This window comes from Metabacillus sp. SLBN-84 (assembly GCF_053629595.1).
In genome coordinates this window covers 5,001-23,053 of sequence record NZ_JBRJIP010000005.1, presented here as the reverse complement: position 1 = coordinate 23,053, position 18,053 = coordinate 5,001, and the positions used below count along the sequence as shown (strand labels likewise).

The 18,053-nt window shown below is 46.2% G+C and carries 19 protein-coding genes, 2 tRNA genes and 1 pseudogene (1 of these 22 only partly in view); 4 read left to right on the top strand and 18 right to left on the bottom strand.

From position 1 onward, the window contains the following. Positions 1 to 15: 15 nt before the first annotated feature. From RKD52_RS21260 to RKD52_RS21245, 4 genes and pseudogenes are all read right to left on the bottom strand, one after another. Positions 16 to 1,341, bottom strand: a pseudogene (locus tag RKD52_RS21260) (2-hydroxycarboxylate transporter family protein). Between the two features lie 135 nt (positions 1,342 to 1,476). Further along, positions 1,477 to 2,184, bottom strand: coding sequence for a response regulator (locus tag RKD52_RS21255; protein WP_454101388.1), 708 nt, complete (start codon positions 2,182 to 2,184; stop codon positions 1,477 to 1,479). Then, complete coding sequence (dcuS, locus tag RKD52_RS21250) at positions 2,181 to 3,782, bottom strand: DcuS/MalK family sensor histidine kinase (protein WP_454101387.1); 1,602 nt, start codon at positions 3,780 to 3,782, stop codon at positions 2,181 to 2,183. The genes RKD52_RS21255 and dcuS overlap by 4 nt, the downstream gene beginning before the upstream one ends. Before the next feature lie 270 nt (positions 3,783 to 4,052). Then, a complete protein-coding gene (locus tag RKD52_RS21245; protein WP_454101386.1) occupies positions 4,053 to 5,093 on the bottom strand; it encodes an NAD(P)-dependent alcohol dehydrogenase in 1,041 nt (346 codons plus the stop codon). Between the two features lie 300 nt (positions 5,094 to 5,393). Here RKD52_RS21245 and RKD52_RS21240 point away from each other — a divergent pair, with 300 nt between their 5' ends. Further along, the gene (locus tag RKD52_RS21240; protein WP_454101385.1) at positions 5,394 to 6,011 is read left to right on the top strand and encodes a hypothetical protein; all 618 of its coding nucleotides are present in this window, start codon (positions 5,394 to 5,396) and stop codon (positions 6,009 to 6,011) included. Positions 6,012 to 6,070: 59 nt separating this feature from the next. Here the strand turns inward: RKD52_RS21240 and RKD52_RS21235 are convergent, their stop codons facing one another. The 3 genes from RKD52_RS21235 to groES form a co-directional block, all read right to left on the bottom strand. Next, positions 6,071 to 6,361, bottom strand: coding sequence for a hypothetical protein (locus RKD52_RS21235; protein ID WP_454101384.1), 291 nt, complete (start codon positions 6,359 to 6,361; stop codon positions 6,071 to 6,073). A 159-nt stretch (positions 6,362 to 6,520) separates the two neighbouring features. Then, positions 6,521 to 8,149: a chaperonin GroEL gene (gene groL / locus RKD52_RS21230; protein ID WP_029286195.1), complete on the bottom strand. Its 1,629-nt coding sequence runs from the start codon at positions 8,147 to 8,149 to the stop codon at positions 6,521 to 6,523. A gap of 42 nt (positions 8,150 to 8,191) precedes the next feature. Beyond that, the gene (groES, locus tag RKD52_RS21225; protein ID WP_029286198.1) at positions 8,192 to 8,476 is read right to left on the bottom strand and encodes a co-chaperone GroES; all 285 of its coding nucleotides are present in this window, start codon (positions 8,474 to 8,476) and stop codon (positions 8,192 to 8,194) included. Between the two features lie 279 nt (positions 8,477 to 8,755). On the opposite strand from groES, the gene RKD52_RS21220 reads away from it, so the two are divergent. Together RKD52_RS21220 and RKD52_RS21215 are read left to right on the top strand one after the other, a co-directional pair. Beyond that, the gene (locus RKD52_RS21220; protein WP_369736062.1) at positions 8,756 to 9,490 is read left to right on the top strand and encodes a CPBP family intramembrane glutamic endopeptidase; all 735 of its coding nucleotides are present in this window, start codon (positions 8,756 to 8,758) and stop codon (positions 9,488 to 9,490) included. Positions 9,491 to 9,492: 2 nt separating this feature from the next. Then, complete coding sequence (locus RKD52_RS21215; protein WP_369736061.1) at positions 9,493 to 9,690, top strand: YdiK family protein; 198 nt, start codon at positions 9,493 to 9,495, stop codon at positions 9,688 to 9,690. A gap of 24 nt (positions 9,691 to 9,714) precedes the next feature. Here RKD52_RS21215 and tatC read toward each other — a convergent pair whose 3' ends face one another. The 4 genes from tatC to moaC are packed head-to-tail and all read right to left on the bottom strand — an operon-like array spanning position 9,715 to position 11,833. After that, positions 9,715 to 10,464, bottom strand: a complete 750-nt coding sequence (gene tatC, locus RKD52_RS21210) for a twin-arginine translocase subunit TatC (protein ID WP_454101383.1) — start codon at positions 10,462 to 10,464, stop codon at positions 9,715 to 9,717. Positions 10,465 to 10,482: 18 nt separating this feature from the next. After that, entirely contained in the window at positions 10,483 to 10,662 is a 180-nt protein-coding gene (locus tag RKD52_RS21205; protein WP_454101382.1) for a twin-arginine translocase TatA/TatE family subunit, read from the bottom strand. Between the two features lie 17 nt (positions 10,663 to 10,679). After that, positions 10,680 to 11,321 carry a redox-sensing transcriptional repressor Rex gene (locus RKD52_RS21200; protein ID WP_282035160.1) on the bottom strand — a complete coding sequence of 214 codons (642 nt, stop codon included), beginning with the start codon at positions 11,319 to 11,321 and terminating at the stop codon, positions 10,680 to 10,682. After that, complete coding sequence (moaC, locus tag RKD52_RS21195; RefSeq protein WP_454101381.1) at positions 11,318 to 11,833, bottom strand: cyclic pyranopterin monophosphate synthase MoaC; 516 nt, start codon at positions 11,831 to 11,833, stop codon at positions 11,318 to 11,320. The genes RKD52_RS21200 and moaC overlap by 4 nt, the downstream gene beginning before the upstream one ends. Before the next feature lie 153 nt (positions 11,834 to 11,986). Here moaC and RKD52_RS21190 point away from each other — a divergent pair, with 153 nt between their 5' ends. Continuing rightward, positions 11,987 to 13,903 (top strand): ABC-F family ATP-binding cassette domain-containing protein, encoded by a 1,917-nt coding sequence (locus RKD52_RS21190; RefSeq protein ID WP_454101380.1) that lies wholly within the window; start codon positions 11,987 to 11,989, stop codon positions 13,901 to 13,903. A 227-nt stretch (positions 13,904 to 14,130) separates the two neighbouring features. Here RKD52_RS21190 and tsaD read toward each other — a convergent pair whose 3' ends face one another. From tsaD to RKD52_RS21155, 7 genes are all read right to left on the bottom strand, one after another. Further along, positions 14,131 to 15,150 carry a tRNA (adenosine(37)-N6)-threonylcarbamoyltransferase complex transferase subunit TsaD gene (tsaD, locus tag RKD52_RS21185; RefSeq protein ID WP_454101379.1) on the bottom strand — a complete coding sequence of 340 codons (1,020 nt, stop codon included), beginning with the start codon at positions 15,148 to 15,150 and terminating at the stop codon, positions 14,131 to 14,133. Next, positions 15,147 to 15,602: a ribosomal protein S18-alanine N-acetyltransferase gene (gene rimI, locus RKD52_RS21180; protein ID WP_454101378.1), complete on the bottom strand. Its 456-nt coding sequence runs from the start codon at positions 15,600 to 15,602 to the stop codon at positions 15,147 to 15,149. Before rimI ends, tsaD begins: the two co-directional genes overlap by 4 nt. 13 nt (positions 15,603 to 15,615) lie before the next feature. Next, positions 15,616 to 16,305 (bottom strand): tRNA (adenosine(37)-N6)-threonylcarbamoyltransferase complex dimerization subunit type 1 TsaB, encoded by a 690-nt coding sequence (gene tsaB / locus RKD52_RS21175; RefSeq protein WP_454101377.1) that lies wholly within the window; start codon positions 16,303 to 16,305, stop codon positions 15,616 to 15,618. Further along, on the bottom strand, positions 16,302 to 16,763 hold the full coding sequence (gene tsaE, locus RKD52_RS21170) for a tRNA (adenosine(37)-N6)-threonylcarbamoyltransferase complex ATPase subunit type 1 TsaE (protein WP_454101376.1): 462 nt from the start codon (positions 16,761 to 16,763) through the stop codon (positions 16,302 to 16,304). The genes tsaB and tsaE overlap by 4 nt, the downstream gene beginning before the upstream one ends. Positions 16,764 to 16,773: 10 nt before the next feature. Further along, a complete protein-coding gene (gene thiL, locus RKD52_RS21165; RefSeq protein ID WP_454101375.1) occupies positions 16,774 to 17,757 on the bottom strand; it encodes a thiamine-phosphate kinase in 984 nt (327 codons plus the stop codon). 184 nt (positions 17,758 to 17,941) lie between these two features. Next, positions 17,942 to 18,017: transfer RNA gene (locus tag RKD52_RS21160), tRNA-Asp, on the bottom strand. Positions 18,018 to 18,021: 4 nt separating this feature from the next. Next, positions 18,022 to 18,053, bottom strand: a tRNA-Met gene (locus RKD52_RS21155); it runs 45 nt beyond the window's last position.

The following is an 18,053-nucleotide window of genomic DNA, read 5'->3' as shown; positions in this document are numbered from 1 at the left end:
AAACAGTCTCCTTTTTTAACCGAGTAATTTCATAAGCAGGATCGCGATGATTACTGTTGATGCACCGCCGAGTCTTGTTGCAACCTGTGCGAACGGCATGAGCGACATCCGGTTGGAAGCAGACAGAATCGCCACATCTCCGGTTCCTCCAAGGCCGCTGTGACAGCCTGTAACAATGGCCGAGTCGACCGGATACATCTTCATCAGCTTGCCTGTGAAATAACCGGTAGTTACCATTGCAACAACAACGCTGATGCAGACTAGAATATAGCCGGGCGTTACAATCTTCACAACATCTTCAAGAGGAATGTACAGTATGCCAAGTCCAACCATAAGCGGCCATGTCAGGCTGGTTGAGATGAACTTGTACAAGTGGAACGACCCCTGCTCCATCTTGGCCGGAAGAAGCTGAAAGCATTTCACCAGGGTTGCGGCGACAATCATCAGCACCGGTCCCGGAATTCCGAGGAATTTGTGCGCGAGTCCTCCGAAAATAAAGAACGTGCAGGCAATCAGAAGTCCTGCTCCCATCAGCGAAAAGTCGATTTTATTGAATTTAGACTCATCTTCCTTGAACGTGTTTCCATCTTTCGATTTCACAAGAACGCCGTTTCCGGTCAAATCCGGTCTGCGTTCTCCAAGATTTTTCATCAGACCTGCGCAGATGATGGCGGCAATGTTTCCAATTACGGCTGCGGGAATCATCTGGGACACATAGCTTTCAGGCGATCCTCCAAGAATCTACGAATAGCCCAGCGACAGCGGGAGAATACCTTCCCCGATGCCTCCTCCAATGATCGGCACGACAATATAAAAGAATGTGTGCTTCAAGCTGTAGCCGAACAGGGATCCTACGAGCATGGCCGCTGCCACAGATGCAAGCGTACCAAGAACGAGCGGGACAAACATCCTCATAAACCCTTGAATCAGAAGGCTCCGCGTCATTCCGAGGATGCTTCCTGCGACTAAAATGGAGATATAAAGATATAAAAAGTTGGATGTTTTCATCAATGTGGTGACGGCTTCCATAGAAGCAGGATTCAGCACATTGTAAAATACGAGAATGGACGGAACCAGCAGCGACAGAATCGCCGGTCCTCCAATGCTTTTCAGAATGGGAATTTTCATACCCAGGTCGCCAAGCAGAATTCCCATGACCATAATCAGGGCAAATCCCCCAATCATATCGGGAGGAAGTTCATTGTTTACTGCAGCTCCATAGACGATGAGAGCTATGACAAGGTAAACCGGCAGCGGAATGACACCGATCTTCAACTGGTTGATTTTGTACCATAAGCCTTTTCGTTTTTGCTGTTCCTCTTCAAAAGGAAGCGTTTTCATTGCGTTTGCTGATTTCAAAGGAATAACCTCCTGTCTCTTCTTTCCCTATCATAGGAGAGAAAACCGGAGAATCCTAGTTTATGAAACTTATGAAAGCGTTACTAAAATTAAAAAAAGCAAGCGGAGAGCTTCCGCTTACATATACTGGTTCATTATGTGAATTTTGGATTGATTGACTGAATGCTGATAAACTGGTCTGCCGATCGTACCGTAGCTGACCTTGACATTCAGCACCCCGGCATCAATCAGAAACTTCAAGTATTTCCGTACCGATACGCGGGATATGCCCACCCTGCTGACGAGGTCATCTATAGAAAAATGCTCAGCTTCAAGCTCAAGAATCGCTGTCCAGGTAAGCTTCAGAGTTTCCTGTGTCAGACCTTTCGGAAGGTCCTCCGGCAGATGCCGCTCCTCTTTGCGCAGCAGCATCTCATCCAGGTCTTTCTGGCTCAGAACCTGCTGCTTCCGGATAAAAGAGGCCTTTTCCCGGTACGCCGTAAGCGCCTCGTGAAACCTTTCGTATTCAAACGGCTTAATCAGATAATCGACTGCACCGAGCCTGAGAGCCTTCTGCACACGGTCAATATCGGAGGCTGCAGAGATGACGATAACATCTATCTCCTTCTTTTTTTCCCGGATATACGCCAACAGATCGAGTCCGCTTTTACCCGGCATAAAGATATCCAGAAGAATCAGGTCTATCTGGCTGTTTTCAAGAGCCGCAACGGCTTCTCCGACCGAGGTGCAGACGGCTGCCAGTTCGAATCCGCCGGACTGGGCCAAATACCGCTTATTGAACTCGGCCACCATCGGATCATCTTCTACAATCATCACCCTGGTCATGACGTGCCACCTTTGCTTTCGTATGGGATGTAAACGGCCACTTTCGTTCCCCTTCCTTCTTTTGATTGAATCTCCATGTCTCCATCGAGCCTTGAAAGACTCTCGCGGACTAAGTGCAAACCGATCCCGCGGTCACTGCCTTTCGTAGAAAAACCCTTTTCAAAGATCCGGCTTTGGATGTCGTCACTCATTCCGCTGCCTGTATCCTTCACTTCCACGGTCAGGATCTCATCGCCATAGTCAAAATGGACACTGACCTTTTTGTGCGGAGAATGCTCAACGGCTGCAAGTGAGTTGTCAATTAAATTTCCGATAATGGTAATCAGCTCGTGGGTGAGGTGCTCCTCCCCTTCCGGCACAGGATAACCGGTCGTGTAGACAAGCTCCGCTCCCTCTTCCCTGGCTTTGCTGACCTTGCCGATTAAAAAGCCCGCCAGCACCGGATCTTTTATCTTCCTTGAAATGGAGCCGATTTCGCCCTGATGATGTCCCACAACTCCGCTGATATAGCCGGCCAGCTCCTCATAATGCTTCATATGAACCATTCCTAAAATGACATGCAGTTTATTCATGAACTCGTGTGATTGCGCTCTGAGAGCATCCGCATAAAGCCTTACACCGGTCAGCTGCTCGGCAAGCTGGCTGATCTCCGTTTTATCACGGAACGTTGCCACCGCACCGACCGTTTTGCCTTCCAGAATAACCGGCACCCTGTTTGTAAGAAGCGTGATGCCTTTTAACTCCTGCTCTTCATCAAGCTCGGGCTTCCCTGTCTGCAGCACCCGCTTCAGAGTGGAAGACGGCATATAATCATTAATATCCTTCCCCACCGGATTTTGAATCGTCAGCCCCGCCTTATGCACGAGCTTTTCCGCCGCTTTATTCACAAGAGTAATGTTGGCATCTTGGTCGACGGCTATGACCCCTTCCCGGACAGACTGAAGAACGGCACTCCTCTCCTGAAGAAGCTTGGCAATCGCAAACGGCTCCAGTCCGAACAGAATTCTCTTAATGTACTTCGCGAGGAAAACCGCTCCCGCCATTCCGGCAAGAATCCCAAGAACCGTTCCAATCAGGATGTTTTCCCGGCTTCTTTCCGCCGCATCGTTTACCTCCTCAAGAGAAATCCCGACCGCAGCGGCCCCGACCTCCACACCTTCTGCGTTGAAAATCGGGGTGAAAGACCGGAGCGACCGTCCAAGTGTCCCCTCTGAAATGCTTGTATATGCTTTCCCTCTTAACACTTCCTCTTCATCTCCGCCGACAAACGGCTTCCCGACCTTCGCTGGATCAGGATGGGAAAGCCGCGTCCCCTGCATATCCATAATCACGACAAATTGCACACCCGAAGCCCTGCGCACCTCATTGGCGTAATCCTGCACGGCTGCCTTATCTCCCTTTCCATCCAGCGCGTCAATAATCAGCGGCGTTTCCGCCATAATCCTCGCTACATTCCCGGCCTTTTCCTCCTGGTTTCTCTCGCTGTTCTCCGTCACCGTACTAGTTACAAGCAAATTGGTCACCAACAGAGCAAGAGCGACAACCGCACAGACAAATACCGTTATCGTAACCTGAAGACTCCATTTTCCTTTCCTCATTCACTCACCTCTAGTTTCTGTACACTCATTATACAGAAAGGACAGGGATGTTTCAGGAAAGTGTCCTCCTCTGGTAAAAAAAGGTTCAGAAAGCATAATGCTTCGTTCTTCACCATAAAAAAGAAGCCTTCCATATGGAAAGCCTCCTGTTATAAGAAACTATGGCAGCATTAGTATGTGCAAGCCATCGCGGCTCCCGCTTCTTTTTAAGCATACAGAAAAAGGGTGTCCAAAGATTGACCTTTGAACACCCTGAACGTAACTGCTGCCTTACATTGTGCTGATATCAATGACGAACCGGTACTTTACATCTGATTTCATTACACGGTCGTATGCTTCGTTAATTTGATCGGCTGAAATGACTTCAATCTCAGGAGCAATGTTATGCTCTGCACAGAAATCCAGCATCTCCTGCGTCTCGCGGATTCCGCCGATTAAGGATCCCGCAAACGAACGGCGGTGGGCAATCAGAGAGAACACGTTCAATGACAGCGGTTCTGCAGGTGCACCGACATTTACCAGACTGCCGTCGAGAGTCAGAAGGGATAGATAATCATCCAGCTTCAACTTGGCACTCACCGTGTTAATAATCAGGTCAAACGTGCCGGCAAGCTTTTCAAACGTCTCCGGATCACTTGTAGCATGGTAATCAGCGGCTCCAAACCGCATACCGTCTTCTTTTTTCTTCAAGGTTTGGGACAGCACCGTCACTTCCGCACCCATAGCGTTTGCAATCTTAACAGCCATATGACCAAGACCGCCGAGACCGACAATCGCTACCTTTTTGCCCGGACCTGCTTTCCAGTGATGCAGCGGAGAAAAGGTCGTAATGCCCGCACAAAGAAGCGGTGCAGCCTGATCAAGCTCAATCTCATCCGGAATGCTCAGCACAAAATCCTCGACCACGACAATATGAGTAGAATAACCGCCCTGAGTCGGCTCCCCGTATTTATCAACACCAGCGTAGGTAGGAATGTTTCCTTTCAGGCAGTATTGTTCCTCCCCTTTCTGGCAGTTCTCGCAATCACCGCAGGAGTCTACCATACAGCCGACCCCGACGCGGTCACCGACCTTGTATTTTGTAACCTCGGGTCCTACATCCGTGACAATCCCCGCAATCTCGTGCCCAGGTACAAGCGGATAATTCACCTCGCCCCATTCCCCATGCGCCGTATGAATGTCAGAATGGCAGATCCCCGCAAATTTAATTTCAATCAAGACATCCTTCGAATCCAAATCGCGGCGCGTAATCTCAGCCTCTTTAAAAGGTTTGTCCGGCCCGTCAACAGCTCTTGCTTTAGCAGTAATCATAGAAAAACCTCCAATAGTGATAGTTTCATAGTAAGAGAAAGCAAAGGACAGAAGCAGAATTCTCTCTACGTCTCTATACCTCTTTTTGCTCTTATGAAACCATGGTAACTGTTAGAGTTGACTGTAGGTCAAGTGATGAGGGTATTTTGTTTGGTGGATTTTGATATGTATTCATGCTGTGTTTCCTAAGACCTGTAAGTATATTAAATATCAAATTCCATTTAGAATAGATTTATAGAGTTGTCATGAAAGAATCTTGCAACAGCAAAGGATTACATTGATATGAAAGGTGGGGGTTGGATGAACAATAGCTCCAGGACCGAACAAAAAGAGAGGGAATTTTGGAATTGGTTCTTAAAAAACGAATGGAAATATAAAAATATAGAGCATTCTTCTTTCATAAGTAAATTCCGTCTTTGGCAAGCTAATAAGCGCGTGAAAAAAGTTCACCGTCTTTTATCGGTATACATAGGATCCTCACCTGGTTTTCATGGGACAGATTACATTTATATTTCCTGCGAATGCAACCCTGATGGTATACCTCATGTACGATCATTAATTAGCCGTTTTCCGGAAGATCACACTCAAAGCTGGAAAGCCGTTCCTTTTATCCCGCCTGCGGATAGTATTGACGATCTTACTATTGTTTTTAAGGAATGGACTCTTTATCCAAAAGAAATATTTTTTGAGATTCATAGGGATTCAAAATCAGAAAAAGTGAACATCCATTTTTATATCGATTCCCAGCACGTGAACCAGCCAGAGACAATGGCTTCACCGCTCTTTCATCTCCTATTAGAAGCAGTCGGGGAAGAAATCATTATGTCAAAACTCGGGGTAATTGACGTTCTTCCTTTTTCAAAAGAAAAATATGAAGATGCAGTACCTTTTAATAGAATAAAAGAATTTATTGGATAGCCCTCAACGCATTCAAGGCGATTCGTTTACTACATGCTAGACATTATGCATATATTCATTTAAAACAAGTGCCTTTTTGCCGTCTCAATAAATTCTTTTCCAAAATGATATGGAAGATACCTTAAGCTGTCATCATGAACCAGTGCTTCGATTTCATTCCATTTTTCAATATCTTCTTGAATGAAGACCTCCTCGAGCTTACTGATATCTTCCCTCAATTTTTGTATCCAACAATCATTCTCCAGATCTTTAAAATCAATAAATCGATCATCTAATGTATCATTATATGACTGGTTGTAGTATCCATCATAAAAGTATTTGAGGTATTTAAACTCTTCTTTTATCTTCATTTAAAATCTCCTTCGGTTATTTTATTTAGTTATATATAAAATTTCTCTCTAGTTATGTTATTCCTCCAAGAGGTTACGCTATTAGAACGAAAAACAGTAAAAAAAGAGGCTTCCCAAATCTCTCTGGAAAACCTCTCTACTTCTATTTTTGGGCAATGATTACATCATTCCGCCCATTCCACCCATGCCGCCCATATCAGGCATTGCAGGAGCGTTTTCTTCAGGCTTGTCAGCAACTACTGCTTCAGTAGTCAGGAACATAGCCGCTACAGATGCAGCGTTTTGAAGAGCTGAACGAGTTACTTTTGTCGGGTCAACGATACCGGCTTCGATCATGTTTACCCATGCACCAGTTGCAGCGTTGAATCCAGTGCCTACTTCAGCATGCTTCAGGCGCTCAACGATAACGGAGCCTTCAAGACCTGCGTTGTGAGCGATTTGGCGTACTGGCTCTTCAAGTGCGCGAAGAACGATGTTTACGCCTGTCGCGAAGTCGCCTTCTCCTTCAACAGATGCTACTTTGTTGTATACATTTACAAGGGCTGTACCACCGCCTGATACGATACCTTCTTCTACTGCAGCGCGAGTAGAGTTAAGGGCATCTTCAATGCGAAGTTTGCGCTCTTTTAGTTCTGTTTCAGTTGCAGCACCAACTTTGATGACTGCTACGCCGCCAGCTAATTTAGCCAGACGTTCTTGTAATTTTTCTTTATCGAACTCAGAAGTTGTTTCTTCTAATTGAGCACGGATTTGTTTTACGCGGCCTGCAATTTTGTCAGACTCGCCAGCGCCTTCAACGATTGTTGTGTTTTCTTTTGTTACAACAACTTTAGAAGCGCGGCCAAGCTGGGAAATGTTCGCTGATTTAAGGTCAAGACCTAAGTCTTCAGTGATCACTTCTCCGCCTGTAAGAACAGAGATGTCCTCAAGCATGGCTTTGCGGCGGTCGCCGAATCCAGGAGCTTTAACAGCTACTGCATTGAATGTTCCGCGAAGTTTGTTTACTACTAGAGTAGCAAGTGCTTCACCTTCAACATCCTCAGCAATCAATAGTAGAGGCTTGCCTTGTTGTACAACCTGCTCAAGTACAGGAAGGATCTCCTGAATGTTTGTGATTTTTTTGTCAGTGATTAAGATGTACGGGTTGTCTAGGACAGCTTCCATTTTGTCTGAATCAGTGACCATGTATGGAGATGCATATCCGCGGTCGAACTGCATACCTTCAACGACTTCAAGCTCTGTTGTGAAGCCTTTTGATTCTTCAATTGTGATAACGCCGTCGTTGCCAACGCGCTCCATTGCTTCAGCGATCAATTGACCTACTTCGTCGTCAGCAGCAGAAATCGCAGCTACTTGAGCAATCGATTCTTTGCTTTCGATTGGTTTAGAGATGGCTTTAAGCTCTTCTGTAGCAACAACAACCGCTTTTTCGATACCTTTGCGGATACCCATTGGGTTAGCGCCTGCAGTTACGTTTTTAAGACCTTCGCGGATCATTGCCTGAGCAAGAACCGTTGCAGTTGTTGTACCGTCACCTGCTACGTCGTTTGTTTTGCTTGCAACTTCAGCAACAAGCTTTGCACCCATGTTTTCGAATGCATCTTCAAGCTCAATTTCTTTTGCGATGGTTACACCGTCATTTGTGATTAGCGGAGATCCGAATTTTTTCTCAAGAACCACGTTGCGTCCTTTTGGTCCAAGTGTTACTTTTACAGCATTTGCAAGTGCGTCAACTCCGCGCAGCATTGCACGGCGAGCGTCTTCACTGAATTTAATGTCTTTAGCCATAATTTCTTACCTCCTGAAAAGTTTTTTATGTTATTTATAAAATTAGCCGATAACTGCTAAAATGTCGCTTTCGCGTAAGATTAAGTATTCAGCACCCTCATACTTCACTTCAGTACCAGAGTATTTTGAGAAGATAATACGATCGCCTTCTGCAACTTCAAGAGCAACACGCTCACCGTTGTCAAGCACACGACCAGTACCTACTGCTACAACTTTGCCCTCTTGCGGCTTTTCTTTCGCGCTGTCCGGCAATACGATTCCGCTGGCAGTCTTTTCTTCAGATTGTACAAGCTCAATTACGACACGATCACCTAATGGCTTTAACAAGTGAAACAACCTCCTCAAATTTCATTGATTTAAATTTTCTTATTTATTAGCACTCAGATGTCTCGAGTGCTAACACAAGTATTATATTATAGAATCTCTCACTCAAATTCAAGTGATAAGTCAAAAAAAAATGAAATCCTTATCAATTACATGATTCGTCCCCATAAGGCATACCATAAAGGCGTTATCCTCCTACATGCTGCCCTGTTTATGGTACAATAATGCCTAGTTGACACATAAACATATGACCGATAATCGGCGAAAAAAGGAGTCATTCGATTGAAGAAAGAATACTGGCTAATCATTTTGACATACATCGTCATGCAGTTTTCAGGCATTCTTGGCATCCCGCTTCTTCTTAAGCTTGGTGTAGGCGAAGGCGAATCGATGAGAATGGCTCAGATTATGGCATCCGGATACTGGACCGTTTTCAGCTTTGCGGCTGCATTTGTCCTCGTCCTGTTTTTCATGCGCACCCACTTTAGAGACAACAAGGAATTAAGAGGTGACGCAGCCCCGGTAAGTGTGTCCATCCTATGGGCAGTGGCCGGAGTATTTTTGGCGCTGACTGTCCAGGTTCTCGCAGCCACAATTGAAACGAGAGTGCTCGGAATCCAGGGAGAGTCAGAAAATACGCAGATTATCATGGAAGTATTAAAGGTTACGCCTCTTCTTATCCTCGTCACTTCCATTATCGGACCGATATTAGAGGAAATCATTTTCAGAAAGATTCTGTTCGGCGCTCTCTATCAGCGCATGAATTTCTTCCTTTCGGCTTTGATCAGTTCAATCGTTTTTGCGCTTGTGCACGGTGAGCCGCAGCATCTGCTCCTGTACGGATCAATGGGCTTTGTCTTTGCTTTCCTGTATATCCGGACAAAGCGCCTGCTCGTACCGATCTTTGCACATGTCGCCATGAATACACTGGTCGTGCTGCTGCAGTCGAACCGCGAACAGATTGAAGAAATGATGAAGAATGCGGAACAAATGCAATTTATTTTTGGAGGCATGTAAGAATGAGAACAAGCCCGGTATCGATGGGAATTTTCTACTTGGCAATGGGCATCCTGTTTACCTATCTTGCGGTAAACAGCTCGGAAAACGGGCTATGGTCTTTTCCGACCATCCTGCTGATGCTGATTGCAACATTTGATCTTGGAGTGGCATTCCGAATGTTTACTCTTTCGTATAAAGTAAAAACGAAGAAAAAATAGGAAGAAGGGTAATCCGGCAGCGGATTACCCTTCTTTATTTTCTTCCTCAAACTGTGTTTTCTGTGCTTTCCGGTAGGCAAATCTTGAGACGAAAATACTGACTTCATACAAAATGAAAAGCGGAACAGACACCATGAGATGCGAGACAATCTCCGGAGGTGTGATGAGCGCTGCGATGACAAGCAGAATGAAGTATGCGTATTTCCTCACCTTTGACAGGAACATCGGCGTGACAATCCCGAGCCTTGTCAAAAACATGATGACAACCGGCAGCTGAAACAGCAGTCCGAACGGTATGGTGAGCTGAATGAGAAACTGAAAATACTCGTTAATCCCGATGACCTGGTTAATATCAAGATCATTTGACAGCTGCTCCATAAAATCAACCACGAATGGAAACAGCAGGAAATACGAAAAGCTCAGACCGGCCAGAAACAGCCCGATGCTAATCGGGATATAGCTGAGCGTGACACGTCTTTCTTTTTCGTAAAGCCCCGGACTTACGAAGGCCCACAGCTGATAAAGAATGACCGGTGACGTCAGGATAAAGGCGATGATAAAGGTAAACTGCATGTAGACCATGATCGGATCTGTCATGCGGAATGAATTAAGCGTCAAATTCTCAGCTTCTGTCGTATGCTGCAGATAAATAATGATCGGCTTTGCGAGTAAGAAGCCGGCAATCACAGCGAGAAACAGGAAAAAGACCGTAATGATGATCCGTTTTCTGAGCTCGGCAATGTGATCGATGACCGACATGTCGTTTTGTTTCATAACTGCTTTCATCCTATCTTACTTCTCTTCCTTCTTTTTGTCTTCCTCATCGTCATCTGCAAGCCCTTTTGTGGCAGACTTGAACTCGCGCAGCGAATTTCCCAGCGCTTTTCCAAGTTCCGGAAGCTTCTTTGGACCAAAGATTAATAAAGCAGCAAAAACGATCAGCAGCAGACTTCCAAATCCTATGTTCGGCATGGTTTTCACCTCTTTCTTTATGCGTTCGGGTAATGTTTCAAAAAGTAGACGAGCGACTGCAGCTCAACGGCAAGATCAATATGGTGAATTCTGATTTCCTCCGGCACATTCAGTCTTGCCGGTGTGAAGTTCAAAATGCCTTTAATGCCCTTTGCAATCAGTCTGTCTGTAATCGCCTGGGCAGCCTGGGCAGGGACCGTCAAGATCGCAACGGTCACATCCTCAGGCAGGTGCTCTTCCATGTTATCAAGATGATAGATCGGCACGTCGCCAATTTCGGTGCCGATTTTGTTCTCATCCACATCAAACGCCAGTGAAATCAGCGTATTGTTGTTTTTCGTGAAGTTATAATGAAGGAAAGCTGTACCGAGATTTCCTACTCCAATCAGCGTAACCTTTGTGACCTCGTCCTGATCAAGCGTCTTTCTGAAAAAAGACAGCAGGTAATTGACGTTGTAGCCATATCCTTTTTTCCCTAGAGCTCCAAAGTAGGAAAAGTCTCTTCGGATGGTCGCGGAATCGACCTTCACGGCATCACTCAGTTCAGCTGATGACACCCGCTGCTTTCCTGAGGCATGCAGGTTTTTTAAGAACCTGTAGTATAAAGGCAGACGTTTTGCCGTCGCCTGCGGAATTTTGGATTGTTCAATGTTGTTCACGTTCTAACCCCCACATTCAAAGATGCAGATTTATCTCTCTTGTAATCCCCATTTTTCCCGCCGGTTTTTTGAGATAAGTACGTCGGACCGATTACCAGTCCCTTGTCTAAAGCCTTGCACATATCATAAACCGTCAGTGCACAGACAGAAGCGGAAGTTAGCGCTTCCATTTCAACACCTGTACTTCCTTTTGTTTTGACTGCAGCATGTATGACAAGGCGGGCTTGTCCCTCGTCTTTTTCCCAGTCAAATGAGATATCGATTCCTTTAAGCGGGATCGGGTGGCACATCGGAATGATGTTCCATGTGTTCTTAGCAGCCATAATGCCGGCTACCTGCGCAACAGCAAGCACGTCGCCTTTTTCAAGCTGCTGGTTTACGATTTTCTCATGCACATCGATGCTCATGATGACGCTTGAAATCGCTTCGGCTGTGCGGACTGTTTCATTTTTTTCGGATATATCAACCATCCTGGCTCTGCCCTGCTGGTTAAAATGAGTAAAATTTGACATCTTTTTACGCCCCTCATACCTAGACTATACACTATTTTTACAAATCTGTCTTTTTACTTATTGTGACAAATACAAGCATCCGGAGGCCCCAATCATTGCGGGCACCCCGCGGATAAGCTACACTTAACCTATCATAGCATGAGGTGAAAAGACATGATTTTGCTGCAAATTAACCAGCTGACAAAATATTTTGCTGCTGATCTTATATTATCGAACATTAAACTTGAAGTACAAACGCGCGACAAGATTGCACTCGTCGGCCGCAACGGCGCCGGAAAATCAACGCTCCTGAAGATTATCGCGGGACAGCTTTCCTATGAATCAGGAGAAATCATCAAGCCTAAGGATGTCCGGATCGGCTATCTGGCCCAGGATACCGGCCTTGAATCCGAGCTTTCCATCTGGGATGAAATGAATTCCGTTTTCCAGCCTCTTAAGGATATGGAAAAAACGATGCGCAGCCTAGAGATGAAAATGGCTGAAACAGACCCTTCAGAACGGGAATTTCAGCAGCTGCTGAATGAATACGACCGTCTTCAGGTTGAATTTAAAGAAAAAGGCGGCTATCAATATGAAGCAGTCATCCGTTCTGTTCTTCACGGACTCGGCTTTGCTGACTTTGACATCTCAACACCGATCCAGCGTTTGAGCGGAGGCCAGAAAACACGCCTTGCCCTTGGTAAGCTGCTTTTGACAAGCCCTGATCTGCTCGTGCTGGATGAACCGACGAACCATCTGGATATCGCAACGCTGTCCTGGCTTGAGCAATACCTGCAGGGTTACAGCGGTGCCATTCTAATCGTATCCCATGACCGGTACTTCCTTGATAAGGTTGTCAACCAGGTGTATGAGATTTCAAGGCACTCCAGCAGAAAGTACATCGGCAACTATAGCCGCTACCTCGAGCAGGCCGCTGAAAACTATGAACGCGAGCTTAAATTATTTGAAAAACAGCAGGATGAAGTGGCGAAGCTGAAGGATTTTATCCAGCGGAACATGGCAAGAGCATCAACAACAAAGCGCGCGCAAAGCCGTCAGAAAAAACTGCAGCGCATGGATTTGATGGACAGGCCGCTTGGGGATGAGAAGTCTGCCCACTTTAAATTTGATATCGAGCGGCAGAGCGGAAATGATGTTTTAAAAGCGAATGATATCGCTGTTTCCTATGATGGAACGAATCCGATCATTTCAAATGTCTCTTTTTCCGTTTCACGGGGTGACAGCATCGCGCTCGTCGGGCCGAACGGAGTCGGAAAGTCGACACTCCTGAAAACGATCATTGAAAGACTTGCTCCACTAAAAGGGTCATTTCAGCTTGGATCCGGCGTCAAGATCGGCTATTACGATCAGGAGCAGGCGAATCTTACGTCGAATAAACGAGTCCTTGATGAGCTGTGGGATGACTACCCGATGCTAACAGAAAAGGAAATCCGCACCGTGCTTGGAAACTTCCTCTTTTCCGGTGACGATGTCCTGAAAAATGTCTCCACATTAAGCGGCGGGCAGAAAGCAAGACTTGCCCTTGCGAAGCTGATGCTGCAAAAAGCCAATCTGCTCATTCTGGATGAGCCGACAAACCACCTTGATCTCGACAGCAAGGAAGTGCTTGAAAACGCACTGATTGATTACCCGGGGACCATCCTGTTTGTTTCCCATGACCGGTATTTCATCAACAGAATTGCGACAAAAGTATATGAACTTTCGCCGGGCGGTGTGACCGAATACCTCGGAGATTACGATTACTATCAGCATAAAAAAGCAGAGCAGCTCGAGCTTGCTGCCTTGGATGCTGCCCCTGAAGTGAAGGAGAAAGAAAACGGAAATAAGCTTTCCTATGAACAGGAAAAGGAACTTAAAAAACAAGCGCGGCAAAAACAGCGCAAGCTTCAGGAAGTGGAAGAGCGCATTTCAGCTATTGAGGAAAAGGTAGAAGTAAATGAACAGCTCCTTTGCGATCCCGAGATCTATCAGGACCACACAAGAGTTCAGGAGATTAATCAGGAAAACGAAGCACTGCAGGAAGAGCTTGAACACTTGATGAACGAATGGGAGCATCTGCAGGAGGAATAAAAAATTGTGGATAAAAAAACTCAGCGCCATAACAGGTGCTGAGTTTTTTGTTATCCACAATCTCAAGTTCATGTTTTATAAGGTTTTATGAGAATTATACACATTATCCACATTTTAATCGTTTTTTATCCACATTATCCACAGGTTATCCCCGTCCATATTCCACAAGCTTTCATAAATTCTTGCATGAGTTATTGGACGGAGTGTGAATAACTTGTTGATAACCATTAATTCGGAAGCTCAAGGCCTGGATTTGCGTTCATTCTCATCGACCCTCTGTGTCCTTTTTCATAAAAAACGCTTCCTGCTGCTGCGATCATGGCTGCGTTGTCCGTACAGAGAGACAGCGGCGGGATAATAAGCTCAACATTCTGAAGACCGCTGAACGTTTCCGTAAGGGCTGCACGCAATCCTCTGTTTGCAGCAACACCGCCGGCAAGAAGAACTTGATTCACTCCATACTTTTCTGCAGCTGCAACGGTTTTTGTGACAAGTACATCAATGACGCTTGCCTGGAAGCTTGCGGCAAGGTCTTTGGGCTCAATCACTTCTCCGCGCTGTTCAGCATTGTGGAGAGTGTTAATAACCGCTGATTTCAGGCCGCTGAAGCTGAAGTTAAAGGAATCCGGCTCAAGCCATGCCCGCGGCAGATCAATGGATGGCGTTCCTTCTGCAGCCAAACGGTCGATGTGAGGGCCACCGGGATATGGAAGCTTTAACGTTCTTGCCACTTTGTCATAGGCTTCCCCGGCAGCATCATCCAGCGTCTCTCCAATGACTTCAAAGGAGGCGTGTTCCTTCATATAGACAAGTTCGGTATGTCCGCCTGAGACGACAAGCGACAGCAGCGGGAATTTCAGCTCAGAAATAAGCTGGTTGGCATATATATGCCCCGCAATATGATGAACGCCAACAAGCGGCAGCCCATGGGCAAATGCAAGAGCCTTGGCCGCATTTACGCCAATCAAAAGGGCTCCTACCAGTCCCGGTCCCTCCGTTACAGCAATCGCATCGAGGTCTTTAAAGCCCATGTCCGCCTGTTTCAGGGCTTCCTCCAGAACAATCGTCAGCTGCTCAACATGATGTCTTGAAGCAATTTCGGGAACAACTCCGCCGAATCGTTTATGGCTTTCAATTTGGGAAGCCACGACATTCGAGATGATTTCCCGTCCATTTTTTACGATTGATACAGCTGTCTCATCACAGCTTGTCTCAATACCAAGTACGTACAGATCGTTTTTCGTCATTTTAAACCCACCCACATTACTAAAGCATCTTCTCCGTTATCGGTATAATACCGCTTTCTGATTCCGCCCGGCTGATACCCGAGTTTTTTGTACAGGGACTGTGCCACATGGTTTGACACCCTGACCTCAAGCGAGATTTTCCCTGCACCATACTCCTTTGCAACGCCAATCGCCTGCCGAAGCAGTGTTTCGCCGATTTTATTGCCCCTGAAAGCAGGGAGAACGGCAATATTCGTTACCTGCGCCTCATCCATGATAATCCAAAGTCCGCAATAGCCGATAATTTGCCGGTCAAATTCCACAACCAGGTATTTAGCAAAATGGTTCTGTGTCAGTTCATTATGAAAAGACTCCTTCAGCCATGGAGTGGCAAAGGACTGTGTTTCAATTTCATAGACAGCATCTATATCCGTTACATTCATTGGCCGGATGACCATTGTATCCTGCTTCATCTCTTTCACCTGCTTATTTCTGTTGTTCCAGCCACTTTACTTCTGCTTCAGCCATGCGAATGTAGTTCGGGACAAATGAATGGAGATCAACAGGGTCTTTTTTAAGCCCGATTTTCCCAAGCATGGATGGTCTTGGATTGTTCTCTGTCATCGCTGCAAACATGGCCTGTTCGCCAAGAATCTGTTTGATAAGTTCCCTGTGAAGACTGACGTCATTGCCAATAAACAAAATCCGCTTATCTTCTTTCTTCAGCTCCTCAAGCCAGTCTGCAAGAAGAAGATTACAGTCTTTTCTTCTATTTAAAAGAACACCGTCTTCATATTCATAAAGTCCTGTATACACTTGTCCCCTGCGAGCATCAAACAGCGGGCAGATCATTCCGTCAAAGTAAGTGCCTCCTGCTGCAAGCACTTCAAGACTCGAAACACTGACAAGTGGAATATTCAGGGTCCAGGCAAGTGTCTTTGCAATGCTGACGCCGATTCGGAGTCCTGTATAAGATCCCGGCCCTTCTGCTACGATCACACGGTCAAGCTCGGCAGGCTTCACGCCGCACTCCTGCAGCACCCACTCAACAGCAGGCATCGCACGGACTGAATGATTTTGTTTCACGTGCGTGACATACTCACCCATCACCGTTTCTTCCCCCACAAGGGCAACCCCGAGTGTAAGGTTTGACGTATCAATTGCTAATGCTTTCATCCGGTTACAAGCTCCTCACATAAACCAATATAGTCCTCACCGATAGGAATGAGAATGATTTCACGCTCATCGTCTCCTGAGCGGTGTATTCTGATGTCCAGCCGCTCCTTTGGAAGCTGTTCTTCAATCATGCTTGCCCACTCAACAACGGTCACGCCGTCGCCTTCAAAATATTCATCAAATCCGAGATCCTCCCCGCTGTCTTCCATGCGGTACACATCCATATGATACAAAGGAATCCGGCCATCCCGGTATTCTTTCATAATCGTAAACGTAGGGCTGTTGACATTTCTGCTGATGCCCAGACCTTTTGCCAGTCCCTTAGTGAACGTCGTCTTTCCGGCGCCAAGATCGCCTTCAAGGGTAATGACAGCCCCCGGCTTCAAAAGCTCTCCGAGTCTTATGGCAAGACGTGTCGTTTCATCTGTATGAGCTGATTTCAGTACATGCTTTATCATAAACTTCACCTTACTTAAAATGATTATATCCGGACTTTTCAAGCTTCGTCAGCTTTCCGTCCTCAGTAAAAAAAACACCTGCCGGCCCTTCTTCAACACGTCCAATTTCCGTAAGAAGGATTCCTTCTGCCAGGCATCTCTTTTGAAGATCAGTGAATACAGCCCGTGAAGCAGTACCAGTTAATTCAAAGTCTTCTCCGCCAAACAGCATCCATTTTTCTGAATCCTCATGGTTCAGTGACTTCATTGAGTCACTCATTGGAAGTCTTGTTTTATCTATCACTATTTTAACACAGCTGGACTCGCAAATTTCATTTAGTTCACTCGCCAGTCCGTCACTGATATCATTCAGCGATACCCGGTTGGCAGAGCTCATAATCTGTCCTGCTTTCACCTGTGGGACTGGGCGCTTATGCCTGTTGATCAGAAAAGATGCTGCATGCGGGTCTTCCGTTTGAAGATTTCCAAGCAAAACTTGAAGCCCTGCAGCGGAATCACCGACCGTACCTGTTACAAACACGGCATCTCCCGGACGTGCATCCTTCCGCAGCCTTTGCCTGCCCTTTTTCACCTCACCGATCACCGTCACGGTAAGAACGAGCTTATCCGAGGTTGAGACCGTGTCTCCTCCAATCAAATCGATGCGAAGCGGTTCCGCCAGCTCGTCCATTCCTGCATATAATTCGGCAAGCTCCTGTTCTGACCATGACTTGGGTACCGCAATGGCCACAAGATAATACTTGGGTACGCCACCCATAGCAGCTACATCGCTCACATTGACGGCAAGCCCCTTATAGCCGATATCCTTCGGAGAAGATAATTCTTTTAAAAAATGTACCCCTTCAACCAGCGTATCCGTACAGACGACCTCAAGATAATCTGATTTCGTTACATATAGGGCAGCATCATCGCCAATCCCTTCGACTAAACCGGACTGTCGGACCTCATTTTGACGGATTCGGCTGATAAACTGAAATTCGTCCTTTATCGTCATGGAAAAGACCAGCCTCCCGTACTCAATCTATCCTAAAAAGCCTTAGAACTCCGCAGTTCTAAGGAAGGTTCCCTGATATTCAGTGTATCTTATCTATCTAGTTTGTCCAAGTTTCACCAAGTGTCTACCTCAAAAAGAGCATAAAAAAAACGAAACCTAATCGTTTCGTTGTCGTTTAAATAAATGGCGGTCCCGACCGGGATCGAACCGGCGATCTCCTGCGTGACAGGCAGGCATGTTAACCGCTACACCACGGGACCATTTTGGTTGCGGGGACAGGATTTGAACCTGCGACC